At 68.3% G+C, this 24,073-nt stretch carries 20 protein-coding genes and 3 pseudogenes; 18 read left to right on the forward strand and 5 right to left on the reverse strand.

Annotated elements, in window-relative coordinates:
- Positions 1 to 73: 73 nt before the first annotated feature.
- Positions 74 to 508, reverse strand: a complete 435-nt coding sequence (locus B9D87_RS18925) for a DUF5318 family protein (protein ID WP_040630674.1) — start codon at positions 506 to 508, stop codon at positions 74 to 76.
- A gap of 120 nt (positions 509 to 628) precedes the next feature.
- Here B9D87_RS18925 and B9D87_RS18930 point away from each other — a divergent pair, with 120 nt between their 5' ends.
- The 14 genes from B9D87_RS18930 (at position 629) to B9D87_RS18995 (ending at position 14,386) form a co-directional block, all read left to right on the forward strand.
- Entirely contained in the window at positions 629 to 1,510 is an 882-nt protein-coding gene (locus tag B9D87_RS18930; protein WP_007771702.1) for a DUF1707 SHOCT-like domain-containing protein, read from the forward strand.
- A gap of 156 nt (positions 1,511 to 1,666) precedes the next feature.
- Positions 1,667 to 2,209, forward strand: coding sequence for a PadR family transcriptional regulator (locus tag B9D87_RS18935; RefSeq protein ID WP_003874738.1), 543 nt, complete (start codon positions 1,667 to 1,669; stop codon positions 2,207 to 2,209).
- Positions 2,210 to 2,266: 57 nt separating this feature from the next.
- Entirely contained in the window at positions 2,267 to 3,364 is a 1,098-nt protein-coding gene (locus B9D87_RS18940; RefSeq protein ID WP_007771700.1) for an inositol-3-phosphate synthase, read from the forward strand.
- A 136-nt stretch (positions 3,365 to 3,500) separates the two neighbouring features.
- Positions 3,501 to 4,628 (forward strand): LLM class flavin-dependent oxidoreductase, encoded by a 1,128-nt coding sequence (locus tag B9D87_RS18945; RefSeq protein ID WP_007771699.1) that lies wholly within the window; start codon positions 3,501 to 3,503, stop codon positions 4,626 to 4,628.
- Entirely contained in the window at positions 4,625 to 5,794 is a 1,170-nt protein-coding gene (locus B9D87_RS18950) for a sulfotransferase family protein (RefSeq protein ID WP_007771698.1), read from the forward strand. The genes B9D87_RS18945 and B9D87_RS18950 overlap by 4 nt, the downstream gene beginning before the upstream one ends.
- A gap of 1 nt (position 5,795) precedes the next feature.
- Positions 5,796 to 6,599: a sugar phosphate isomerase/epimerase family protein gene (locus tag B9D87_RS18955; RefSeq protein WP_007771697.1), complete on the forward strand. Its 804-nt coding sequence runs from the start codon at positions 5,796 to 5,798 to the stop codon at positions 6,597 to 6,599.
- Entirely contained in the window at positions 6,596 to 7,810 is a 1,215-nt protein-coding gene (locus tag B9D87_RS18960; RefSeq protein ID WP_238553449.1) for a DUF1214 domain-containing protein, read from the forward strand. Before B9D87_RS18955 ends, B9D87_RS18960 begins: the two co-directional genes overlap by 4 nt.
- 15 nt (positions 7,811 to 7,825) lie before the next feature.
- Complete coding sequence (locus B9D87_RS18965; RefSeq protein WP_007771695.1) at positions 7,826 to 8,740, forward strand: alpha/beta fold hydrolase; 915 nt, start codon at positions 7,826 to 7,828, stop codon at positions 8,738 to 8,740.
- A 68-nt stretch (positions 8,741 to 8,808) separates the two neighbouring features.
- On the forward strand, positions 8,809 to 9,621 hold the full coding sequence (locus tag B9D87_RS18970) for an LLM class F420-dependent oxidoreductase (RefSeq protein WP_007771694.1): 813 nt from the start codon (positions 8,809 to 8,811) through the stop codon (positions 9,619 to 9,621).
- A 115-nt stretch (positions 9,622 to 9,736) separates the two neighbouring features.
- Entirely contained in the window at positions 9,737 to 10,477 is a 741-nt protein-coding gene (locus B9D87_RS18975) for a GntR family transcriptional regulator (protein ID WP_007771693.1), read from the forward strand.
- Positions 10,478 to 10,526: 49 nt separating this feature from the next.
- Positions 10,527 to 12,341, forward strand: a complete 1,815-nt coding sequence (locus tag B9D87_RS18980) for an ABC transporter substrate-binding protein/permease (RefSeq protein ID WP_040630510.1) — start codon at positions 10,527 to 10,529, stop codon at positions 12,339 to 12,341.
- Positions 12,338 to 13,087, forward strand: coding sequence for an amino acid ABC transporter ATP-binding protein (locus B9D87_RS18985; protein WP_007771689.1), 750 nt, complete (start codon positions 12,338 to 12,340; stop codon positions 13,085 to 13,087). Before B9D87_RS18980 ends, B9D87_RS18985 begins: the two co-directional genes overlap by 4 nt.
- 65 nt (positions 13,088 to 13,152) lie before the next feature.
- Positions 13,153 to 13,656 (forward strand): MarR family winged helix-turn-helix transcriptional regulator, encoded by a 504-nt coding sequence (locus B9D87_RS18990; protein WP_007771688.1) that lies wholly within the window; start codon positions 13,153 to 13,155, stop codon positions 13,654 to 13,656.
- A gap of 58 nt (positions 13,657 to 13,714) precedes the next feature.
- Positions 13,715 to 14,386: an SDR family oxidoreductase gene (locus tag B9D87_RS18995; RefSeq protein WP_007771687.1), complete on the forward strand. Its 672-nt coding sequence runs from the start codon at positions 13,715 to 13,717 to the stop codon at positions 14,384 to 14,386.
- A 7-nt stretch (positions 14,387 to 14,393) separates the two neighbouring features.
- On the opposite strand, the pseudogene leuS reads toward B9D87_RS18995, so the two are convergent.
- Positions 14,394 to 17,296: pseudogene (gene leuS / locus B9D87_RS19000) on the reverse strand (leucine--tRNA ligase).
- Between the two features lie 185 nt (positions 17,297 to 17,481).
- Between leuS and B9D87_RS27575 the strand changes: the two are divergent.
- A pseudogene (locus B9D87_RS27575) lies at positions 17,482 to 18,328 on the forward strand (LpqN/LpqT family lipoprotein); the annotation flags it as partial.
- A gap of 370 nt (positions 18,329 to 18,698) precedes the next feature.
- Positions 18,699 to 19,040, forward strand: a complete 342-nt coding sequence (locus tag B9D87_RS19010) for a hypothetical protein (RefSeq protein WP_007771684.1) — start codon at positions 18,699 to 18,701, stop codon at positions 19,038 to 19,040.
- Positions 19,041 to 19,063: 23 nt separating this feature from the next.
- On the opposite strand, the gene B9D87_RS19015 is transcribed toward B9D87_RS19010, so the two are convergent.
- Entirely contained in the window at positions 19,064 to 19,669 is a 606-nt protein-coding gene (locus B9D87_RS19015) for a YqgE/AlgH family protein (RefSeq protein WP_007771683.1), read from the reverse strand.
- A 100-nt stretch (positions 19,670 to 19,769) separates the two neighbouring features.
- On the opposite strand from B9D87_RS19015, the pseudogene B9D87_RS19020 reads away from it, so the two are divergent.
- Positions 19,770 to 21,102 (forward strand): annotated as a pseudogene (locus B9D87_RS19020) (MFS transporter).
- Between the two features lie 50 nt (positions 21,103 to 21,152).
- Positions 21,153 to 21,926 carry a TIGR03084 family metal-binding protein gene (locus B9D87_RS19025; protein ID WP_007771679.1) on the forward strand — a complete coding sequence of 258 codons (774 nt, stop codon included), beginning with the start codon at positions 21,153 to 21,155 and terminating at the stop codon, positions 21,924 to 21,926.
- Between the two features lie 130 nt (positions 21,927 to 22,056).
- Here the strand turns inward: B9D87_RS19025 and B9D87_RS19030 are convergent, their stop codons facing one another.
- On the reverse strand, positions 22,057 to 22,377 hold the full coding sequence (locus tag B9D87_RS19030) for a DUF2710 family protein (RefSeq protein WP_007771677.1): 321 nt from the start codon (positions 22,375 to 22,377) through the stop codon (positions 22,057 to 22,059).
- 59 nt (positions 22,378 to 22,436) lie between these two features.
- Positions 22,437 to 24,029, reverse strand: a complete 1,593-nt coding sequence (locus tag B9D87_RS19035; protein WP_040630505.1) for a DUF5632 domain-containing protein — start codon at positions 24,027 to 24,029, stop codon at positions 22,437 to 22,439.
- Between the last annotated feature and the right edge of the window lie 44 nt (positions 24,030 to 24,073).

Here is a 24,073-nt window from a genome sequence, read left to right on the forward strand (position 1 = left end):
AGAACTCTGATTGCCTACATGCTCAGTCGCTGGCCCACGTTGGTCACCGGACGACTGGCTGTGGCGTCCTTCGTTATTCAATGGCCGTGCGGGCGTTGTTGCGCGCCGTCCGCGTGCGTCCGGCGCCCCTGGGCGGCGGTGCAGTGCGCGCCGCGCCGAGCACATAGGACTTGACGAGATGGTTCCAGCTGCAGGTCCGGCACACCTCGACCACGTGGACGGCGAACTCCTCGAAGCGGGTTGCCAGCATCACCAATTCTTCGGCCGTGCGCGCCGAGCCCGACACCGCGCCGAGGTGCTCCCCGAACACCCACGACACCAGCGTCAGCTGCTCCTTGCGGCAGATCGGACACATGACCTGACTCGGTTTCCCGTGAAACTTGGCGGCGCGCAGCAGATACGGGTTCGCGTCACAGACCTCGGACACACCGGTGCGGCCCGAGTACACCTCGGACAGCAGTGAGCGCCGCCGGAGCGCGTAGTCCACCACTTGTCGCTGCAGTCGCACGCCCACCAGAGTACGTCGCCATCCCGACCAGTGATACGCAACCGAACCGTGGCGGTCCGCGCCGGGTAATCGGCAGTGGTTTCTACGCCAAACCCGACTCGGACTTCTACGATCATCCCCGTGGCGAAATGGCTCGGGGCACCGCTGGGAGGCGGGGCGACCACGACGACCCGCGCCAAGGACAGCGACCGCCAGGATGCCTGCACGGTCCTCGACGACGCCCTGGCCGACGGAGAGCTCTCCGCCGAAGAGCACCGGGAGCGGGTCAGCGCGGCCACCAAGGCGGTGACGCTGGGCGACTTGCACACCCTGGTGAACGATCTGCAGACCAACGCCGGGCGGCAACTGCCCGCCGTCGACTCGCGGCCCAAGATGCTGCCTCGAGTCGGCGGGTGGTGGGTGCCGGCCGCCGCCTTCGTCGTCTCGGTGTTGCTGGGCATCGGCATCGGCTGGGGGCTGTACGGGAACACCCGCTCGCCGCTGGACTTCACCACCGACCCGGGGGCCAAGCCCGACGGAGTCGGCGCCGTGGTGCTGACGGCGCCCACACAGCTGCACTCGGTCGGCGGGCTCACCGGGCTGTTCGAGCAGATGCGCAAGCGGCTGGGCGACACCATGGGCTACCGGTTGGTGATCTACCCGACCTACGCCGTGTTGGACCGCCCGGACCCCTCCGACGACCGCCGGATGCTGGCCTACACCTATCGCGGCGGGTGGGGCGATCCCACCAGCTCGGCCAAGGGTTCCTCGGACGCGGCCGCCCCCGCCGACCTGAGCAAGTTCGACGTGACGAAGACCGTGGGCATCATGCGCGGCGCCCCCGAAACGCTGCACATGAGGCCGGCCGACGTCAAAACCACGTACCTGATCATCGAGCCGGCGACCGACCCGACCACACCGGGTGCGCTGTCGCTGTCGCTGTACGTCTCGAGCGACTACGGGGGCGGGCATATCACCTTCGCGGGTGACGGCGCCGTCAAGGAGATGAGTCTGCCCACGTAACGGCCCGATCCCCCGGCGCTTTCACACGCTGCACTGTGACAAACGGCAAACCAACACTCAGTGGTGTTGTGGCTAATATATCGAGACGATACGATTGCGCGAGGCGTCGAACCGTCGTAACCAGCCGCGCAAATCTTTTCCAGGGAGGTGATTCGATTGTTGGAGCTCGCCATCCTGGGTCTCCTGATCGAGTCGCCCATGCACGGCTACGAGTTGCGCAAGCGGCTGACCGGTCTCCTCGGCGCGTTCCGGGCGTTTTCGTACGGATCGCTCTACCCCGCCCTGCGGCGCATGCAGGCCGAAGGGTTGATTGCCGAGGATGCCGCCCCGGCCGGGACGCCGGTCCGGCGGGCCCGGCGCGTCTACCAGCTGACCGACGAGGGCCGCCGGCGCTTCGGTGAGTTGGTGGCCGACACCGGTCCGCACAACTACACCGACGACGGCTTCGGGGTCCACCTGGCCTTCTTCAACCGGACTCCGGCAGAGGCGCGGATGCGCATTCTGGAGGGCCGTCGCCGTCAGGTCGAGGAACGACGGGAGGGTCTGCGCGAAGCAGTTGCGCGGGCCAGTAGCTCGTTCGACCGCTACACCCGTCAGCTTCATCAATTGGGGCTCGAGTCCAGTGAGCGCGAAGTCAAGTGGCTCAACGAGCTCATCGCTGCGGAGCGGGCTATGCCCGGCCTCTCCGAGCAAACGTAAATCCCAGCACGAACCCAGCATCCCCAGTCAGTGGTCAGAGGTTAGGAGAACGCCCATATGAGTGAGCAGAACGCGCCGCAGGCGTCGACGGAGGTACGAGTCGCCATTGTCGGCGTCGGTAACTGCGCGTCTTCGCTGGTTCAGGGCGTGCAGTACTACTACGACGCCGACGCGAACAGCACCGTGCCCGGCTTGATGCACGTGAAGTTCGGTCAGTACCACGTGCGCGACGTGAAGTTCGTCGCGGCGTTCGACGTGGACGCCAAGAAGGTCGGCTTCGACCTGTCCGAGGCGATCTTCGCGTCGGAGAACAACACCATCAAGATCGCCGACGTGCCGCCCCTCAACGTGACGGTGCAGCGCGGCCCGACGCTCGACGGCATCGGCAAGTACTACGCCGACACCATCGAGGTGTCCGACGTCGAGGCCGTCGACGTCGTCCAGGCGCTGCGCGAGGCCAACGTCGACGTCCTGGTCTCCTACCTGCCCGTCGGCTCCGAAGAGGCCGACAAGTTCTATGCCCAGTGCGCCATCGACGCCGGTGTGGCGTTCGTCAACGCGCTGCCGGTGTTCATCGCCTCGGACCCGGTGTGGGCCAAGAAGTTCGCCGACGCCGGCGTGCCGATCGTCGGTGACGACATCAAGAGCCAGGTCGGCGCGACCATCACCCACCGCGTGATGGCCAAACTGTTCGAAGACCGCGGCGTGCAGCTCGACCGCACCATGCAGCTCAACGTCGGCGGCAACATGGACTTCCTCAACATGCTCGAGCGCGAGCGCCTCGAGTCCAAGAAGATCTCCAAGACGCAGGCCGTGACCTCCAACCTGCAGCGCGAGTTCAAGACCAAGGACGTGCACATCGGCCCGTCCGACCACGTCGGCTGGCTCGACGACCGCAAGTGGGCCTACGTGCGGCTGGAAGGCCGCGCCTTCGGTGACGTGCCGCTGAACCTGGAGTACAAGCTCGAGGTCTGGGACTCGCCGAACTCCGCGGGCGTCATCATCGATGCGGTCCGCGCCGCCAAGATCGCCAAGGACCGCGGCATCGGCGGCCCGGTGATCCCGGCGTCGGCGTACCTGATGAAGAGCCCGCCGCAGCAGCTGCCCGACGACGTCGCGCGCACTCAGCTCGAAGAGTTCATCATTTCGGCCTAAGGCCCTCGGCGCGCCACCCGTGTCGCGAGCGTAACGCCACGGCGATTTTCACCTCGAGAATCCCGCGTTACGCTCGCGGCCGTTGGGGGCCAAATCATCGACACGATGCTGTGCAGGTGCTTAGCATCATGTCTCGATGACCGTTCACCCCGCAGCGTTCCTGCGCACCACCCTCCCCCTCGACCTGTCCGGGCTCGCGGAACTCGACAGCGGCCGATACCACTCCCTCTGGCTGCCCGATCACATGGTCAGCTTCTGGCCGGATTCGATCTGGACACCCGAATTCACCGACCTGGCCACCGCTTCCCCGTCGCCGCACCGCCACCTGGACGGGCTCGCGGTGGCGGCCGCGGCGGCCGTGCTGACCGAGCGAGTCCCTCTGGTCAGCGCCGTGGTCGACACGGTGCGCCGCCATCCCGCCATGCTCGCGCAGACGGCGTTGACGATCGATCACCTCGCCAAGGGCCGCTTCATTCTGGGGCTGGGCAGCGGTGAGAGCGAGAACACGCTGCCCTACGGCTTCGACTTCTCGCGTTCGGTCAGCCGTTTCGAGGAGGCGCTGGCGGTGATCCAGTTGCTGTGGCGCAGCGACGGTCCCGTCGACTTCGACGGTCAGTTCTATTCACTGCGCCATGCTCGCCTGGATACCGAACCCTACGAGGGTCGCCTCCCCCCGATCTGGATCGGCGCCAGCGGCCCGCGAATGCTCGACATCGCGGGCCGGTACGCCGACGGGTGGTGGCCGGCGGGCGCCTGGACTCCCGAGCACTACGCCCAGATGCTCGCCGCGGTGCGGGCATCCGCAGATCGCGCCGGCCGCGACCCGATGGCCATCACCCCCTGCTTCATCCAGGTGTGCCTGATCGGCACGGACGACGCCGCGCTCGCCGAGATCCTGCAGGCTCCCCTGGTCAAGGCGTTCCTGCTGCAGGTCTCCGCAAAGACGTTGAGCGACTTCGGGTTCGACCACCCCATGGGCCCGGACTGGCGTGGATTTCAGGACATCGACCCGGCGGTGCTCACCCGGGATCGGATTGTGCAGTTTCTGGGCGACGCGCACCCCGAGATGGTGCTGGCCGTCGTACCGCATGGCACGCCGAAAGCAGTCGCCAAGATCGTCAAGACGTACGTCGACGCGGGCCTGCGCGTGCCCAAGATCCTCGACTACGGCGCCATGGCCGGCCTGAAATACGCGCAGGCGTCGGCGGCCAACGTCCGCGCCGCCGAAGACGAGCTGGTGCGGCTCTGCGGGGACCTGCCGTGACAACACGTTTGGACGCCGCGGAGATGCTCGCCGCCGCCGAGGCGGAGACCGGGCTGCGCGACTACGGCGACGCCACCCTGCCCGAGCGCTTCGCCGTCGCCGTCGACCACCTGAACGGTCTGGGCCTGGACGCCGATGGCCGCTTCGAGGCCGCGCAGGTGTGCCGCTGGCTGCTGACGTCGCGCCTGGAGTTCATCGAAGACCGCAACCGCTACCCGATCGGCGCCGAGGTGATCAAGTCGCCGATGTTCGTCACCGGCGAACCCCGTTCGGGCACAACGCTGATGCACGCCCTGATGTCCGTCGACCCGCACGCCCGCGCGCTGCGGTTCTGGGAGGTGATGTATCCGTCTCCGCCGCCGGGGCTGGCCGCCCCCGACGACGACCGCCGGGCGCGCGCCGACGCGGACTGGCGTGAGATCAACGCCAAGATGCCCAAGTGGTTGCACAGCCACCCGTACAACGACATGCTCGGCGACGGGCTTCCCGAAGACGAGCGCACCTGGGCGTTCGACTTCCGGGTGATGACGCCGACCGCGTGGTGGCGGGTACCCATGCAGTCCCTGGTCGGCGGTCTGGCCACCGACCCGGCCGCGCAATACCGGTTGCACAGGGCCATGTTGCAACAACTGCAATACCGGCGGTCGCCAAAGTATTGGGTGCTGAAGGGGTTTCATGGTTTCCGCCTCAGGGAGATGTTCGACGCCTACCCCGACGCCACCCTGGTCTGGCTGCACCGCGACCCGGTGCAGGTCGCGGCCTCGCGCACGATGATGATGGCCGACATCGCCGAGGGCATGGTCGGTCCGGTCGACCTGCACGCGCTGGCGAAGATGCACCTGGAGCTGACACGCGAAGGCGTCGCCAACACCATGAGCAATCCCATGGTGGACGATCCACGCATCCTGCACGTCCGCTACACCGACTTCATTGCGGACCAAATCGCAACGGTACGGCGCTATTACGACTTCGCCGGCCGCACAATCACGCCCGAGGCCGAAACGGCGATGCGCGACTACCTGGTCAACAACCGCGGTGACCGCTACGGCAAGTTCCGCTACTCCACCCAGCTGCTGATCGACATCGGTGAAGACCTCGATGCGCTGCACGCCGAATTCCAGCCATTCCGTGAGCGATTCGGGGTCGAGATCGAAACCCGGGGCTGACGTGACGGCACCGCACAAGCGCCTCTCCGTCCACGACGTCACCTTCTTCGGCGCGCCGCTGGCCGAGGTGGAGCAGCAATGGGCGGCCCTCGGTGTGTCCCGGCTCAGCGTCTTGGACAGCGAGCTGCTCGACCCCCAGTTCCCAAAGCTGTTGCAACGCAACACCTACACCGTGGAGGCGGTGTGCCACGTCTTCGGCGGTGGCCGGCTCGACACCGCAGGGACCGCGGCGCGGGACAAGCTGCTGGCGGTGCTCGATGCGGCGGCCGCGGTGGGCGCGCGGGTGGTCTACCTGCTCACCGGTGGCCGGGGCGCACTGACCTGGCCGCAGGCCGCCGATCGCTTCACCGCCATGATCGCTCCCTGCGCCGAGCACGCGCGGCGGGCGGGGGTGGCGCTGGCGATCGAGAACGCGTCGAGCCTCTACGCCGACATCCACCTCGCCCACACCCTGCGCGATACCGTCGCACTGGCCGAGATGAGCGGACTCGGAATCTGCATCGAGCTGTTTCACTGCTGGGCGGAGGGCGATGTCGAGGCGATGGTGCAGCGGGCGTTGCCACGAACCGAGCTCATCCAGCTCAGCGATTACGTGCTGGGTGACCGGGCGCTTCCGGGTCGCGCGGTGCCCGGTGACGGCGCGATCCCCCTCGAAGCGTTTGTTGCCCAGGCCCTGGCCGGCGGCTACGCGCACGGATTCGACCTCGAACTGATCGGGCCCCGCATCGACGCGGAGGGCCGCCTGCAAGCCGCGCGACGCGCCTGCGACGTCGTCGGCGCGATGTTGAACAGATTGGGTGCATGACAATGGCTTTCGGCGATGGTCCCGACGACGCGGCGCTGCAATCGGCGTGGACCGAATTCTGTGCCCAGCTGGAGCGCGCCGGCCGGCAGGTGTTCAAAGACGCCAATCCCGCCACCGCGTCGCAGCGCGTCGACGCCTACCGGTTTCTCACCCAAAACCTGGGCCAGGCCTTCGATCTGGCGCTCGAAACCCGCGACACCGGCTACCCGGCGCTGCATGCCTTCTGCGGCCCCACTCGCAAACTCGGCGGGGACTGCGCCGACTTCACCTATCAGCAGGCATGGATCGACGGGCGCTCCACCTACCGGCTCGCCGGCACCCGCGGCAGCGCACGCTTTTTCAACGTCACCGTGCAGGGACGACGTACGCCCGGCCCGGGCGTCCTGCACGAACCGTTCGGCGACACACCGCAGGCCAACCTGCTCGGCCATCAACTCGACATCGGCGAGGACGGGCGGTTCGAGCTCTACCTCGGCGGTCCCGAACGCGGGCCGAACTGGCTGCCCACCACGCCGGAGACACGAAAACTGTTCATCCGGCAAGGGTTTGACCGCTGGGACGAATCGCCGGCGCAGCTGCGGATCGAACGCGTCGACATGGACTCCCCCAAGCCGTTGCCCGGCACCGCCAACGTGGTCGACGCGATGCGTTGGGCCGGCGATTTCGTCACCGGCCTGATGTCCGATTGGCCCGAATTCCCGTTCAGGTACGGCGGCGTCGACGCCGAACACCCCAACACGTTCCCGCGCGTCGGCGCCAGCGACGCCGACGACAAACGCGGCCGGGCCGCCGCCAACATGTACTGGGAGCTGGGGCCCGACGAAGCGCTGATCGTCGAGTTCGACGCCCACGACGGGCTGTGGATGTTCACCAACATGGGCGTGTTCTTCAACAGCATGGACTACCTCTACCGCCCGGTGAGCTATACGCCGAGCCGCACCAAGGTCGACCGCGACGGCCGCATCCGCCTGGTCATGGCGCACCGTGATCCGGGCGTGCACAACTGGCTGGACACCCAGGGATTCGAACGCGGCAACCTGACCTACCGGCACATGCTCGAGGGTGAACCCGCGGTGCTGGACACCAGGGTGGTCAAGCACGGCGCACTGCTGGACGCGCTGCCGGAGGAAACCGCCATGGTGAGCCCGCCCGAGCGCGCCGCCGCGATGTGGGAGCGCTTCCACGGCATTCGCCGCCGCTACGTCCTATAGCTAGTGTCAAAGATCGTGACCGAGATCTCCGAAGACGAACTGGCCGGACTGTCCGAATTCTCGCTGTTGCACGAAAACGCCGAGCAGGCCGGGGTCACCGGTCCGCTGCCCGACGGCGAGCGCGTCGAGTCCGGCACGGGCGAAAGCAAAATCAGCGCCCTGCGCTGGGGCAGTGCTCCCCCACGGATCGTGTTCGTGCACGGCGGCGGGCAGAACGCGCACACCTGGGACACCATCATCGTCGGCATCGGCGAACCCGCGCTGGCGGTCGACCTTCCCGGCCACGGCCACTCCGCCTGGCGCGAGGACGGCGACTACTCGCCGCAGCACAACGCCGACACGCTCCTGCCGATCCTGCGCGAACACGCCCCATCGGCCGACCTCGTCGTCGGCATGTCGCTGGGCGGACTCACCGCGATCCGGTTGGGCGCGGTGGCACCCGAGCTGGTCAAGGAGCTGGTGCTGATCGACGTCACCCCGTCGGCGCTGCAACGGCATTCCGAGATGACCAAGGAGCAGCAGGGCACCGTGGCGCTGATGCACGGCGAACGCGAGTTTCCCAGCTTCCAGGCCATGCTCGACCTGACGGTCGCGGCGGCGCCGCACCGCGAGGTGAAGGCTCTGCGCCGCGGCGTGTTCCACAATTCGCGCAAGCTGGAGAACGGCCAGTGGACGTGGCGCTATGACGCGATCCGCACGTTCCCCGACTTCGCCGGGCTGTGGGACGACGTCGACGCCTTGTCCGCGCCCGTAACGCTGGTGCGCGGCGGCACGTCGGGCTTCGTCAGCGATGACGACGCGGCCGAGCTCGCCCGCCGCGCAAAGCATTTCCGGTCGGCGCACGTCGTGGAGAATTCGGGCCATTCCGTGCAAAGCGACCAGCCCCGCGCGCTGATCGACATTCTGCGTGGGGTGCTCGCCCCGCGCTGAGCCTACGGTGGGGTGACGACTCGCGTCGGCGACGATGCCCAGCGAAGCGATGAGGAGGAGCGGCGCCCATGACTTCTGAATTCCCCGTCCGTATCGGTGTCCAGCTGCAGCCGCAACACGCGCCGCACTACCGGCAGATGCGCGACGCCGTGCGCCGCTGCGAGGACATCGGCGTCGACATCGCGTTCAACTGGGATCATTTCTTCCCGCTCTACGGCGATCCCGAGGGTGCGCATTTCGAATGCTGGACGATGCTCGGGGCCTGGGCCGAGCAGACGTCGCGCATCCAGATCGGCGCCCTGGTGACGTGCAACTCCTACCGCAATCCGGAGCTGCTGGCCGATATGGCCCGCACCGTCGACCACATTTCGGACGGCCGGCTGATCCTCGGCATCGGTGCGGGCTGGAAGCAAAAGGATTACGACGAGTACGGCTACGAATTCGGCACCGCGGGCAGCCGCCTGAACGACCTGGCGGCCGCGCTGCCCCGGATCCAGGCGCGCCTGGCGAAACTGAACCCGGCGCCCACCCGCGACATTCCGATCCTCATCGGCGGCAAGGGCCCACGAAAGACATTGCGCATGGTCGCCGAGTACGGCGACATCTGGCACGGCTTCACCACCGTCGAGACCTATCCGGATGCGGCGGCGGTGCTGGAAGAACACTGCGCGGCCGTCGGGCGCGACCCGTCCACCATCGAGAGGTCGGCCGGCGTGGAGAACAACAGCGGCGTGCGCCGCGGCGAGGGCCTCGACGGGCTGATCGCCAACGCCGAAGGCCTCACCGCGCTGGGCGTGACGTTGCTGACCGTCGGCGTAAATGGTCCCGACTACGACCTGACCGCCGCCGAAGCGCTGTGCAAGTGGCGCGACAGCCGTTAAACCGGCCCCCCGTATTCAGATTCATCGGCCAAACACCTAAACGTGCGCGTCCATTCGTGAGAAACTCTCACCGCTAGATGGCCGAACCGGGTGTGAAAGAGACTGAAACAAAAAGATGCCGAAGAAATACGGGGTCAAAGAAAAGGACCTGGTTGTTTCGCACATCCTGCACCTGTTGTTGACCGGGAAGCTGCGCAGTGGGGACCGCGTCGACCGCAATGAAATTGCGCTGGGGCTGGGAGTGAGCCGGGTGCCCATTCAAGAGGCATTGGTCCAACTCGAACATGACGGCATTGTGTCCACGCGTTATCACCGTGGCGCATTCGTCGAGCGGTTCGACGAGGCCACCGTGCTCGAGCACCACGAGCTCGACGGCATGCTCAACGGGATAGCGTCCGCCCGCGCGGCGACCAGTCCCACGCCAAGGATCCTGGGACAGCTCGACACCCTGATGCGCTCGCTGCGCATCGCCAAGGATTCGCGCGCCTTCACCGACGTCGCCGCCGAATACCGGCGCACCGTCAACGAGGAGTACGCCGGTCCGCGCCTGCACGCCACGATCCGCGCCTCGCAGAGCCTCATCCCACGCCTGTTCTGGACCACCTATCAGAGCGGGCGCGACGAGATGCTGCCGTTCTACGAAGACGAGACCGCGGCGATACAGCGGCGCGACCCCGAAGCCGCGCGGGCCGCATGCGTCGACCGTTCCTATCTGATGGCCCAGACCATGCTGGCCGAGCTGTTCCGGCGGCGGGTGTTCACCCCGCCCGACGACGCCAGTCGGGTCGTTCCCGGCCCGCTGCGGGCGGTCGCCGGCGCGGACACCGTCCGCGACGAAGCATCGCTGGTGTTCTGAACCGACGCTGCGCGGGCCGCGTCGCCGTTCAGTCGTTACGGTGACACAGATGAGTTCGCGCGTGGGCCGGCACACCAAGCGCCGCGGAAGGGCATTCGGCCTGGCCGCGACTGTCCTGATGGTGTGCGGCCTGGCGGTGGGTGGACCGATCGCGCCGGCGGCCGCGGACTGGAACCAATGCGCGCCGGCCGGCGTGGACAGCGCGCGGACCCTGCCCAAAGACCTCACCGAGAACCCCACCACCGGCGAGGACGACCGGGACACCACGGCGTCGGTCGAGCCGCTCGGCGCGGTCGACGTCGGCGCCCTGGGCCTCGGCGTGCCGGGTGTCCTGACCGTCGGAACGTTGTCGGACGCACCGCCCAACATCTGCATCAATCCCACCGGCGAATTCAGCGGCTTCGACAACCAACTGCTGCGCGCCATCGCCGACAAGCTGGGTCTGCAGGTCCGCTTCGTCAGCACCGACTTTTCCGCGCTGCTCGCCCAGGTGGCGTCCCGCCGCTTCGACGTCGGGTCGGCGGCGGTGAAGGCGACCGACGCCCGCCGGCGCACCGTCTCGTTCACCAACGGCTACGACTTCGGGTTCTATTCGCTGGTGGTGCCGCCCGGTTCGGCCATCCACAAATTCAGCGACCTCGCCGCGGGCCAGCGGATCGGCGTGGTGCAGGGCACCGTCGAGGAGTCGTACGTCGTCGACGTGTTGCACCTGCAACCCGTGAAATACCCGGGCTTCGCCACCCTGTACGCCAGCCTGAAGTCCCGCCAGATCGATGCGTGGGTGGCGCCGGGGACCCTTGCCGCGACCGTCATTCGCCCGGGCGATCCGGCGCTGGTCGCCGCGAATACTTACAGCCCAGGCAATTTCGTCGCCTACGCGGTGGCCAAAGGCAACAAGCCGTTGATCGACGCGCTCAATTCCGGGCTGGACGCCGTCATCGCGGACGGCACCTGGGCGCACCTGTATTCCCAGTGGGTGCCGCGGACGATGCCGCCCGGCTGGAAGCCCGGCTCCAAAGCCGCGCCCATCCCCAAGCTGCCGGACTTCGCGGCGATCGCGAAGCAACACCGCTCGGCCGCGGGTCCGCCCGCCCCGAAATCTCCACTGGCCCAATTGGGTGATTCGTTCTTCGACTGGGACATGTACCGGCAGGCCATTCCCATGCTGTTCACCACCGGGCTGCCGAATACGTTGATCCTGACCAACAGCGCCCTGGTCATCGGCCTGGCCCTGGGCATGGTGCTGGCGATGGCCGGGATCTCGCACCGGCGCTGGCTGCGGTGGCCCGCCCGGGTGTACACCGACATCTTCCGGGGCCTGCCCGAGGTGGTGATCATCTTGCTGATCGGGATGGGCATCGGCCCGTTGGTCAGCGGGCTCACCAACAAGAACCCCTACCCGCTCGGCATCGCCGCGCTGGGATTGATGGCGGCCGCCTACATCGGCGAGATCCTGCGCTCCGGCATTCAAAGCGTCGATCCCGGACAACTGGAAGCGTCCCGGGCGCTGGGCTTCAGCTATGTCACCGCGATGCGGCTGGTGGTGGTGCCGCAGGGCATCCGCCGCGTGCTCCCCGCCCTGGTCAATCAGGCCATCGGCCTGTTGAAGGCCTCCGCACTGGTGTACTTCCTCGGCCTGATCGCCGATCAGCGAGAGCTGTTCCAGGTGGGCCGCGACCTCAACGCGCAGACCGGGAGCCTGTCACCGTTGGTGGCCGCGGGTCTGTTCTACCTGCTATTGACCATCCCGCTAACGCATTTGGTGAACTACATCGACACCCGTCTTCGCCGCGGCCGCCGCGCCGCCACACCAGAGGACGATGCCGACGTGCTGGGGGCGACGTTCGGCCAGGAGATCACGTGAGCTCCGGCACCCACGGGCGCGCGTCAGTTTCGCTGGCGGCCAAGGACGTTCACCAAACCTTGGGCGGTACCAAGGTGCTGCGCGGTGTCGATCTCGAGGTACCCGCGGGCAGCACGGTGGCGGTCATCGGGCCGTCAGGTTCTGGCAAGTCGACACTGCTGCGCACGCTGAACCGCTTGTATGAGCCTGACAGCGGCGACATTCTGCTGGATGGCCGCTCGGTATTGCGCGACGATCCCGACGAGCTGCGCCAGCGCATCGGCATGGTGTTCCAGCATTTCAATCTTTTCCCGCACCTCAGCGTCCTGGCCAACGTTGCGATGGCACCGCGCAAGTTGCGCCGGCTGCCGGCCGACGAGGCCCGCGACCTGGCGATGTCGCAGCTGGACCGAGTTGGCCTGAAGCACAAGGCCGGTGCCCGGCCCAGCATGCTGTCCGGCGGGCAACAGCAGCGGGTGGCGATCGCCCGCGCGCTGGCCATGGGGCCGCAAGTGATGTTCTTCGACGAAGCGACCTCGGCGCTGGATCCCGAAATGGTCAAGGGAATACTGCAACTCATTGCCGACCTCGGCGCCGACGGTATGACAATGGTTGTGGTAACCCACGAAATGGGTTTTGCGCGGTCGGCATCCGATGCCGTGGTGTTTATGGATCACGGCAAGGTCGTGGAATCGGGTCCTCCCGAGCAGATATTCGATGCCGCAGAGACCGAACGGCTGCAGCGGTTTTTGTCCCAAGTGCTTTGATCTCCACCAACTGGTGGGCAATAGCTCCCTTGTAAGCACCTCATATCGGGATAGACTCCCGATTTATGGCGGACAGCGAATCGAACCCGGCCGAGGTAGCCGAGCTCGCCGAGGGTTTGCACCGAGCGCTGTCCAAATTGTTTGCGATTCTCCGCCGCGGGGACCCCAGCGGCGCAGCGGCCGGAGAGCTGACCCTGGCGCAATTGTCGATCCTGGTCACGCTGCTCGACCAGGGCCCGATCCGGATGACCGACCTCGCCGCGCACGAACGGGTACGGACTCCCACCACGACCGTGGCGATCCGGCGGCTGGAGAAGGTGGGGCTGGTCAAGCGTTCCCGCGATCCGTCCGACCTGCGCGCGGTGCTCGTGGACATCACCCCGCGGGGGCGGGCCGTGCACGGTGAATCGCTGGCCAATCGGCGGGCCTCGCTGGCCTCGATGCTCAGCCAGCTCCCGCCGTCCGACCTCGACACCCTCATGCAGGCGCTGGCACCGCTGGAGCGGCTGGCCTCCGGGGACCCGACGTCCGGACCCGCCGGCGTGCCGCCCGCACGCAAGGAAGCCTGAAAAGCAGCCGCCGTCAACGCTTTTCGCGTGCGTTTGCGCCGTCGGTAAACTGCAGGGCATGCCCAATGCACTCATCACCGGCGCCGGCGGCGGTATCGGATCGGCCATCGCCACCGCGCTGGCACCCACGCACACCCTGCTGCTGGCGGGCCGCCCGTCCGATCGGCTCGACGCGGTCGCGGAGCGGCTCGGCGCCACCACGTTTCCGCTGGACCTCACCGACTCGGGCGACATCGAAGCCGCGTGCGAAATCGTGGACGAACTCGATGTGCTCGTGCACAACGCGGGGCTGGCCATCCCCGGCAGCGTCGCCGACTCGAACGTCGACGAGTGGCGCGCCACCTTCGCGGTGAACGTCTTTGGACCGGTGGAACTTACGCTGGCGCTGTTGCCGGCGCTGCGGCGGGCGCGCGGCCAGGTGGTGTTCATCAACTCCGGCGCGGGGCGCACCGCTTCGCGGGGAATGGCCTCCTATTCGTCCAGCAAGTTCGCGCTGCGCGCGTTCGCGGACTCGCTGCGCAGCGACGAGCCGGAGTTGCGGGTGACGACGGTGTATCCGGGCCGGACCGACAGCGACATGCAGCGAGAGCTCGTCGAGTTCGAGGGCGGCACCTACGACCCCGCCAATTTCTTGAAGCCCGAAACGGTCGCGGCCGCGGTCGCCCATGCGGTGGCCACCCCGCGCGACGGTCACCTGCACGAGGTGGTGCTGCGGCCCGCCGGGCGATAGGGCGGCGCTACACGACCAGGTTGACCAGCCTGCCGGGGACCACGATCACCTTGCGCGGGTTGGCGCCCGCCAGAAACGCCTGAACCTTGTCGTCGGCGAGCGCGGCCGCCTTCAGCGCGTCCTGATCGGCGTCGGCGGCCACCAGCACCCGGCCGCGCACCTTGCCGTTCACCTGCACCGGATACTCCACCGTGTCGTCCACCAGATAGGTGGGGTCGGCGACCGGGAACGGGCCGTGCGCCAGCGGGGTCTGGTGGCCCAGCCGCAGCCACAACTCCTCGGCCATATGCGGGGCCAGGGGCGCCAGCATCAGCACCAGCGGCTCGACCGCCGCGCGGGGCACCGCGTCACGGTGCTCCTTGGTGAGGTGGTTGGTGTATTCGATCAGCTTGGCCGCGGCGGTGTTATTGCGCAGCGCGGCATAGTCTTCCGCGACGCCGGCGATGGTGCGGTGCAGCGCCCGCAGCGTGTCGGTCGCCAGCTCGGTTCCGTCGACCACGCGGGTGTCACCCGTCTGCTCGTCGATCACCAACCGCCACACGCGCTGCAGGAAGCGGTGGGCTCCCACGACATCCTTGGTCGCCCAGGGCCGGGAGGCCTCCAGCGGTCCCATCGACATCTCGTAGACGCGCAGCGTGTCGGCGCCGTAGTCGTCGCAGATCTCGTCGGGTGAAATCGAATTCTTCAGGCTCTTACCGATTTTCCCGAACTCTTGGAAGACTTCCACCTCTCCCCCGGGCCCGGGGTAGAAAAAGCCCCCGTCCCGTTCGACCACCTCCTCGGCCGGCACATACGAGCCGCGCGCGTCGGTGTAGGCGAAGGCCTGGATGTAGCCCTGGTTGACCAGCCGGCGATAGGGCTCCCGAGAACTCACGTGGCCCAGGTCGTAGAGGACCTTGTGCCAGAACCGCGCGTACAGCAGGTGCAGCACGGCATGCTCGGCGCCGCCGACGTACAAGTCGACGCCACCGGGATCTTGCGGCCCATGCTCAGCCGGCCGCGGACCCATCCAGTAGGCCTCATTCTCCAAGGCGGCGAACCGTTCCGAGTTGTGCGGATCGGTGTAGCGCAGTTCATACCAGGAGCTGCCGGCCCACTGGGGCATCACGTTGGTATCGCGGGTGTAGGGCTTCAGGCCGTCGCCGAGGTCCAGCTCGACGTGCACCCACTCCGTGGCCTTGGCCAGCGGCGGCGACGGCTCGCTGTCGGCGTCGTCGGGGTCGAACAGCACCGGCGAGTAATCCGGAACGTCGGGCAGCTCGACCGGCAGTGCGGCCTCGTCGAGCGCATGCGCCCGCCCGTCGGCGTCGTAGACGATGGGGAACGGCTCGCCCCAATACCGCTGGCGGGCGAAAAGCCAGTCGCGCAGCTTGAATTCGATGCGCGCCCAGCCGCGGCCCTCGGCCTCCAGGCGCGCGGTGATCTTCTCCTTGGCCGCGGCCACATTCAACCCGTCCAAGTAGCCCGAGTTGACCAGCACCCCGTCGCCGGCGTAGGCGGATTCCGAAATATCGCCGCCGGCAATGACTTCCACGATCGGCAGACCGAACTCGTGCGCGAAGTCCCAGTCGCGCTGGTCGTGGCCGGGGACCGCCATGATCGCCCCGGTACCGTACCCGGCCAACACGTAGTCGGCGATGAAGATCGGCACCGGCTTGCCGTTGGTGGGATTGATCGCGTAGCTGCCCAGGAAGACGCCGGTCTTGGCCTTACTCTCCTGGCGCTCGAGGTCCGACTTCGAGCCGATCGCCTGTCGGTAGGCGGCGACGGCCTCACCCGGTGTCGCGGCGCCGTACGTCCAGCGCGGGTCGGTGCCGTCCGGCCAGGCGGCCGCCGCCAATTCATCGACCAGGTCGTGCTCGGGCGCCAGCACCAAATAGGTGGCGCCGAACAGCGTGTCGGGCCGGGTGGTGAACACCTCGATGTCGACCGTCTCGCCCCGACGCCGGTGGCCGCGAACAGCGCCTTGGCGCCGGTGGACCGGCCGATCCAGTTGCGCTGCATGGTCTTGACCGGTTCGGGCCAGTCCAGCACCTCGAGGTCGTCGAGCAGCCGGTCGGAGTAGGCGGTGATTCGCATCATCCACTGCCGCAACCGTTTCCGGAACACCGGGAAGTTGCCGCGGTCGCTGCGGCCGTCGGCGGTCACCTCCTCGTTGGCCAGCACGGTGCCCAGACCGGGACACCAATTCACCATCGAGTCGGCCCGGTATACCAGCCGGTAGCCGTCGATCACGTCGGCCCGCTCCCCCGCCGAGAGGCCGGCCCAGTCCCGCCCGTCCTCGAGGCGCCGCGCACCGGACTCGAATTCGGCGACCAGCTCGGCGATGGGGCGGGCCTTGTTGGCCGCGGTGTCGAACCAGGCGTTGTAGATCTGCAAGAAGATCCACTGGGTCCACTTGTAGAACTCGACGTCGGTGGTGGAGAAGCTGCGGCGGCTGTCGTGGCCGAGGCCCAGGCGCCCCAACTGCCGCTTGAAGTTGACGACGTTGGCCTCGGTCCGGGTGCGCGGGTGGGTGCCGGTCTGTACCGCGTACTGCTCGGCGGGCAGCCCGAAGGCGTCAAACCCCAACGCATGCAACACGTTACGGCCGGTCATCCGGAAATAGCGGGCGTACACGTCGGTCGCGATGTAGCCCAGCGGGTGTCCGACGTGCAGCCCCTCCCCCGACGGGTAGGGGAACATGTCCTGCACGAACAACTTGTCGTCCGGCACCGGGGATCCGTCTGCGGGAGCCAGCGAACCAACCGGGTTGGGCACGTTGAACGTCCCGAGCTTCGCCCAGTTCTCCTGCCACGCGCCCTCGATACGCCCCGCCAGCGCCGCGGTGTAGCGGTGCGGCGGCGCATCAGAGTCGGGCACGGCGGCGCCAGAACTGGTTGCCGGCGAAGTGGTCGGGGAGTCGGTCACCTGAACAGGGTATAAGGGAGCCCCGCCGGGCCCGCCGGGCTACGGGTTGGTCTCGGTTCCGTTGCGCGCCGATCAGAGGTTCATCCCAGGTGTGTTTCGAGCCTATTCACCGCCTTTGACCTCTGGTTACAGTCAGCCACTATCGACGGCTTCTGGTACTGACGCCTTTGGAAGGACCGACGCAGATGATTGAGATCGTCCCCGTCCACCGGGCACTCCTCGGCGGTATGGTCGCTGGCCTGATGGGCCTGGCGGTTGTTGCGGGCGGCACGGCATCGGCAGACCCGGCGCCCCGGCGCCGGCACCCGTCCCCGCGGTTCCCGCACCGGCACCCCAGAACCTGGGGCCCGAGCTGGTGCCGCCGAGCAGATACCTCGCGGCCCCGCCGGCCGGCAACCAGATCGCCCCGCCGGCGACCGCCACCGCGCCGCGAACCGCCGCGCCGGCCGCGGTCACCCCGCCGGCCCCGGCTCCGGCCCGGCTCCCGCGACGTCCGGAACGATCCGCGACTTCCTGCAGTCAAAGGGCGTGAAGCTCGAGGCGCAAAAGCCTCAGGGCTTCAAGGCACTCGACATCACCTTGCCGGTGCCCGCCCGCTGGACCCAGGTGCCTGATCCCAACGTGCCCGATGCGTTCGCGGTCATCGCCGACCGGCAGGGCAGCAGTATCTATTCGTCCAACGCGCAGGTCGTGGTGTACAAACTGGTCGGCACCTTCGACCCGAAAGAGGCCATCACCCACGGCTACGTCGACAGCCAGAAGCTTCCGGCGTGGCAACCCACCAACGCCGCGATGACCGATTTCTGCGGCTTCCCGTCGTCGATCGTCGAAGGCACCTACCGCGACGGCGATTTGACGCTCAACACGTCGCGGCGTCACGTCATCGCCACGTCGGGGGCTGACAAGTACCTCGTATCGCTGTCGGTGACCACCGATCGAGCGGTGAGCGTAGCCGATGCACCGGCCACCGACGCGATCATCAACGGATTCCGCGTCAGCGCCCCCGGCGCGACCGCCCCGGCGCCGGCCCAGGCCCCGCCGCTTCCCCGGTCGGGTTGCCCGCCCAGGCTCCCGCCCGCACTCCCGCCGCCGCGCCCGTCGCGCCGGCACCGGCCACCGCTCCCGTGGCGCCCGCGGCACCCGCACCCGTCGCTGCCCCGGTCGCCCCGGCGCCCGGCGCGGCACCGCTGGTACCGCTCGCCCAGACGTCCCCCGCTTCCCCGGTCGGGCTCCCCGCGCAGGCGCCCGTGACGAACCCGCAGCGCACCCCCAGCCTGTTGGCCATGGTGCCGGGCCTGCCCCCGCTGCCGAACTTCTCGTTCCTGCAGCACTAAAAGGATCGCGCCGCCGGCACTGCGGAGCCGGATGCGCGGGCCGGTGACCCGGCTCGTATTGTGTGCCCATGCTGATTGCGGGCGTGCTGTGCATGTGTGCGGCGGTGGCCTCGGCGGGCTTCGGCACCTGGTCGCTTGCCCACAACCGGAATTTCGGCGCCACCGCGTTGGCGCTGCGCGCGATGGCGCCGACCCAGTTGGCGGCCGCGGTGATGTTGGCGGCCGGCGGCGCGGTGGCCCTGGCGGCCGTGCCCGATACGGCGCTGGTGGTGCTCGTCGTCTGTGTGGTGGGCGCGCTGGGGACATTGGCCGCGGGTTCGTACCAGAGTGCACGCATCGCAGTGCGCCAACAGGCCGCGGCGCCCGCCTGCGCCGGCAGCTGTGCGGGCTGCACCCAGTCGTGCCCCTGAATTTGGGGACGGGGAACTGAGCCCTAGTTCCGGCTGACGTCGATGGGGTGGGTCGCCAGCAGCGAGAGCGGTAGCGGCTGGCGGCGCAGGACTTGGCCCCACAGGTCGGACCTCGGTCCGACGAGCACGTCGGATGGCAAGGCGGACAACACAATCCAATCGTCGCGCTCGATCTCGCCTTCCAGCTGACCGATCGTCCAACCCGAGTACCCCGCGAAGATTCGCACCCCTTCGACCAGTGGTGCGATCACGTCGGGGTCGGCGTCCAGGTCAACCATGACCACCCGGCCGTCCACGTGCCGCAACCCCGGGACGCCCTGGGGATCGGCGCCGACGCGCAGCGTCGCCAGACACAACGCCGCGTCACGCTTCACCGGCCCGCCGATGAACATCGTCTTCGGTTTGGCCGAGAGCTTGGTCCACTGGGGCAACACGTTGTACACCGCGGTCTCGCTGGCGCGGTTCAGGACGACGCCCAGCGTGCCTCCGTCGTTGTGCTCGACGATGTAGATCACGCTGCGCCGAAACGTCGGTTCGAGAAGATCCGTGTTGGCGAGCAGCAAAGTGCCCGCGCGCACCCGTTGTGCGGCAGGTGCGACGTAGTCCTCTGGGTCCTCGGGCGGCGGCACCCCACCATCATCGCATCCGGCGCATGGTGGCCCAGGGCAATCGAGAGGGTGGGGCACGGAGATTTGTACTGTGGTCGGAGCGGCTCTGATCGCTCGAGCTTTGCCAGCCCCAATCGTGGAAGTCGGTTTCGGTGATCCCAACCCGGATGCAGTCCAGCGCACCCGTCGAAATTTGGCGGTCGGTGCGCGGTTTGCCGGACTTCTGGCGGCTGTTGCAGGTGCGCGTTGCGAGCCAATTCGGTGACGGTTTGTTTCAGGCGGCGCTGGCCGGGGCGCTGCTGTTCAACCCGGATCGGGCGGCCGATCCGCTGTCCATCGCGCGCGCCTTCACCGTGCTGTTCTTGCCGTACTCGCTGCTCGGTCCGTTTGCTGGCGCGCTGATGGACCGCTGGGATCGGCGGCTGGTGCTCGTCGGCGCCAACGCGGGCCGACTGATCCTGTTCGCCGCGATCGGCACCATCTTGGCGGTGCGGGCCGGGGACCTGCCGCTGTTGCTGGGCGCCCTGTTCGCCAACGGTTTGGCCCGCTTCGTCGGGTCCGGGCTGTCGGCGTCGCTGCCGCATGTGGTGCCGCGCGAGCAGGTGGTGACGATGAACTCGGTCGCCACCGCAACCGGGGCCATCGCGGCGTTCTTCGGCGCAAACTTCATGCTGGTGCCCCGGTTCATCTTCGGGTCCAGCGACAAGGGCGCCTCGGCGATCGTGTTCCTCACGGCGGTTCCCGTGTCCATCGCGTTGCTCTTGGCGTGGCGGTTCGGTGCGCGGGCGCTCGGCCCCGACGACACCCGGCGAGCGATCCACGGGCCGGTCATCTACGCGGTGATCACCGGCTGGTTGCACGGCGCGCGGACGGTGGCGCAGCGTCCCACGGTTGCCGCCACCCTGTCCGGCCTGGCCGCCCACCGGATGGTCGTCGGCATCAACTCGCTGCTGGTCTTGTTGCTGGTCCATCACATGCCCAACCTCGAGGGCGGGGGATTCGGCACCGCCTTGCTGTTCTTCGGCGCCGCCGGCCTGGGCGCCTTCTTGGCCAACGTCCTGACGCCGCCCGCGGTCCGCCGCTGGGGGCGCTACGCGACCGCCAACGGCGCGTTGGCGACGTCGGCGCTCATCGAGGTCGCCGGCGCCGAATTGCTCCTCCCGGTCATGGTCGCGTGCGGCTTCCTGCTGGGGATCACCGGGCAGATGGTCAAACTGTGCGCCGACACCGCGATCCAGGTGGACGTCGACGACGCCCTGCGAGGGCACGTGTTCGCCGTGCAGGACGCGCTGTTCTGGGTCGCGTTCATCGTGTCAATCACGGTGGCGGGCAGCCTGATTCCCGACGACGGGCACGCACCCGCCTTCGCGCTGTTCGGATCGGTGCTCTACCTGATCGGCCTGGCCGTGCACGGCATCATCGGGCGCCGCGGCGAGCAGGTGGACGATCGTTAAGGTACAGACGTGACGTGTCCGACGGCGGCGGCCGACAGTCGAGGGATCCGATGACCGGTCCCGCGCCCATCGTCGACGACCTGCGTGCCGAAAGCGACGCGCTCGACGAGCTGGTCGCGCCGTTGCCGCCCGACCGCTGGGCCGACCCGACGCCGGCGCCCGGCTGGACCATCGCACACCAGATCGGCCACCTGCTGTGGACGGATCGGGTAGCCCTGATCGCGGTCACCGACGAGGCCGGGTTCGCCGAGGTGCTGGCGGGTGCGGCCGCCGACCCCGCGGGCTTTGTCGACGAGGGCGCCGGGGAACTGGCGGCGCTGGCGCCGGCCGAGCTGCTCGCGCAGTGGCGGGTCACGCGGGGACGGCTGCACGACGCGCTGCTGACGGTGCAGCAGGGACGCAAGCTCCCGTGGTTCGGCCCGCCGATGAGTGCGGCCTCGATGGCCACCGCGCGCCTGATGGAGACGTGGGCGCACGGCCTGGATGTCGCCGATGCCCTGGGCGTGACGCGCCCCGCGACCGAACGCCTGCGGTCGATCGCTCACCTCGGGGTGCGGACCCGCGACTTCGCCTTCGCCGTCAACAATCTGGCGCCGCCGGCCGAGCCGTTCCTGGTCGAGCTGCGCGGGCCCGCCGGCGATACCTGGTCGTGGGGGCCGCCCGACGCCCAGCAGCGGGTGACTGGGTCCGCGCAGGACTTCTGCTTCCTGGTCACCCAACGGCGTCCGTTGAGCGCCCTGGACCTCACCGCCCAGGGCGCCGACGCCCAGCGCTGGTTACAGATCGCGCAGGCTTTCGCGGGGCCTCCCGGCCCCGGTCGATGAGCGCGTGAAACGCGCGAAGAGAGCCGGGGCCCATCCCAGTACGCCCCGGTCGATGAGCGCGTGAAACGCGCGAAGAGAGCCGGGGCCCATCCCAGTACGCGCCGGTCGATGAGCGCGCGCAACGCGGGCGTCAGTGCAGGGGTCCGCCGTAACTCACCCGATTTTCGGCCTCGGCCTCCTCGCGCAGCGCGGTAATCGCGAGGTTCAGCCTTTCAGCAAGCTCTCCGTGCCCGTAGCCGGTCATCACGCCGGGATGCAGAGTCAGTTTGAGTAACCGGCCGTCGGAATTCGCGACCGCGTGAATGTCACCCAGGTCGACGCTGTAGGTGACGGCTTCGGCCTGTGCCACAAGGGCTTCCCACTTGTCGGCCGCCTCGCTCAGTTCCCGAAGAACCGATTCGACGAGATCCTTCTCGCTGAGATTCGCGCGACTGCCCGAATCCGCCACCATGACAGTATCCTCGACCCCTCCGACCAGCGTCAATTCATACGCGAGCAGGTACAGCCCATTCACCCGCCGAGCTTTTGATACCAGGCGAGGTGGTAGTTCGCGGAGACGGCGTCGCCGCTGGCGATGCCCTCGGTGGCGGCCATCAAAAGGCACTTGAGCAACAGCGCCGGATTGACGTTCGGGTATTGAACGAGGAGCTGGTAGCGCGCGGTATCGAGGTGTACCCGCAGCACGTCGACCTCCTGGTCGACGACGACCGTTCCCGCCGCGGCGGCTTCTGCCAACCTCGGCACGATCTTGGGCAGATCGGCACGTGCCCGCGTGGCCGCGCTCAACACGGCCGCCAAATCATCGATCGGGGGCAGGCTGCGCGGCTCCACGGACGAGCGGGTCGCGGCGAAGTCGACCGAGCGGTGCAGCGAATCACCGGGCGTGTAAGTGACGGCCCGCGCCGTTTCGCCGATCAGCGCGGCCACCCTGCCGGTGCGCCGCTCGGGCTCCAACAACCGCACGCCCGCCGGAAGGGCGATGCCCGACGGTATCCATCCGTGTGCGAGGTCGGTGACCAATACCGTCGTGCCGTCGGCGCGGTCTCCGATCGCCCAATTCACGCGCGGCTCCTGCCGGACCACGAACTCCAGCAGCCGATTCAGCCGCTCGTTGTCGAATCCGGTTGGCGCCGTTGGCTTCCCGGGCCGCGGCCCGGAGGCGGCGAAGGCGGTCGTATCGGCGTCGGCGGTAGCTTCCGCGGCGGGCGTGACGTCGGCCGCCACCGGTTCCTGCGCCACCGGCTCCGCCTCAGCGACGGCCGGCTCGTCGACGACCGCGTGATGGCGACCGGAATCGGTCAGCTCCGGGGGCGGCTCGGGCGCCCGCTGCACCGGCGCCTCGAACACCGGCTCGGCCTGCGTGACCACTGGGATGTTCTGCGTCTCCTCGAGATGGGGCGCATCGGCGGCGCTGACGGGCTCGTCCTCGGGCGTCGTCGCCTCCGGCTCGTCCTGCACGACCGCGTGGTGACGACCGGAATCGGTCAGCTCCGGGGACGGCTCGGGCGCGGGCTCCGCCGGCGTGGGCGAAATCGGCTCGTCCCGGACCACCGGGATGACTTGGGTTTCGTCCGCGGCCTCTCGACGACGGCGCCGTCCACCCGGTCGCGGGGTGGACTCGGGCGGGCCCGGCGGCGGCGCCTCGGTGACGGGCTTGACCCCGCGGATTACGGGCAGCACCTGCGTCTTTTCCAGGTCCGCGTCGGCCGGCTCGACCCGCGGTGGGGGAGCCGGGGGTGCTTGAGCTCCGCTCTGCACCGCATGCAGATAACGGATCGTGGATTCAACTCGACGCACCGCGCGTCCGCGGGCGGCCTCGATGACCCGCGCCTCGGCTGCCTGACGGGACAGGTCGGTCATTCCCGATCGCTTGAGCAACTTCAATTCGTCGTTGGCGGCGCGAGCAATTCGTTCCAGGTCGGCCTTGAGATACTCAGCGAGCGTGGTTGTTTCGGGCGTCACCGTCGACAATTCGGCAGGCCACAACCCGCCTGTCACCCACGGGGTGCAGTCGATAGGGGAGCTGAAAGCCGGCATCGCCAGTGATTCCCGGGTAGCCCTCCGGAGGCGCTGGCGCGCCGACATCCGACCGAAGACCGCCACCGGCTAAGCGTACCGGGAGTCGGCGGGCGACTTGTGCGGTCAGT

Origin of the sequence: Mycobacterium colombiense CECT 3035 (assembly GCF_002105755.1) — a bacterium.
GTDB lineage: Bacteria > Actinomycetota > Actinomycetes > Mycobacteriales > Mycobacteriaceae > Mycobacterium > Mycobacterium colombiense.

Coding starts and splice junctions, on each gene's coding strand:
- B9D87_RS18940 (WP_007771700.1), top strand. CDS start 2,267: ATGAGTGAGCAGAACGCGCCGCAGGCGTCGACGGAGGTACGAGTCGCC.
- B9D87_RS18945 (WP_007771699.1), top strand. CDS start 3,501: ATGACCGTTCACCCCGCAGCGTTCCTGCGCACCACCCTCCCCCTCGAC.
- B9D87_RS18960 (WP_238553449.1), top strand. CDS start 6,596: ATGACAATGGCTTTCGGCGATGGTCCCGACGACGCGGCGCTGCAATCG.
- B9D87_RS18970 (WP_007771694.1), top strand. CDS start 8,809: ATGACTTCTGAATTCCCCGTCCGTATCGGTGTCCAGCTGCAGCCGCAA.
- B9D87_RS18975 (WP_007771693.1), top strand. CDS start 9,737: ATGCCGAAGAAATACGGGGTCAAAGAAAAGGACCTGGTTGTTTCGCAC.
- B9D87_RS18980 (WP_040630510.1), top strand. CDS start 10,527: ATGAGTTCGCGCGTGGGCCGGCACACCAAGCGCCGCGGAAGGGCATTC.
- B9D87_RS18990 (WP_007771688.1), top strand. CDS start 13,153: ATGGCGGACAGCGAATCGAACCCGGCCGAGGTAGCCGAGCTCGCCGAG.
- B9D87_RS18995 (WP_007771687.1), top strand. CDS start 13,715: ATGCCCAATGCACTCATCACCGGCGCCGGCGGCGGTATCGGATCGGCC.
- B9D87_RS19010 (WP_007771684.1), top strand. CDS start 18,699: ATGCTGATTGCGGGCGTGCTGTGCATGTGTGCGGCGGTGGCCTCGGCG.
- B9D87_RS19025 (WP_007771679.1), top strand. CDS start 21,153: ATGACCGGTCCCGCGCCCATCGTCGACGACCTGCGTGCCGAAAGCGAC.
- B9D87_RS19030 (WP_007771677.1), bottom strand. CDS start 22,377: ATGGTGGCGGATTCGGGCAGTCGCGCGAATCTCAGCGAGAAGGATCTC.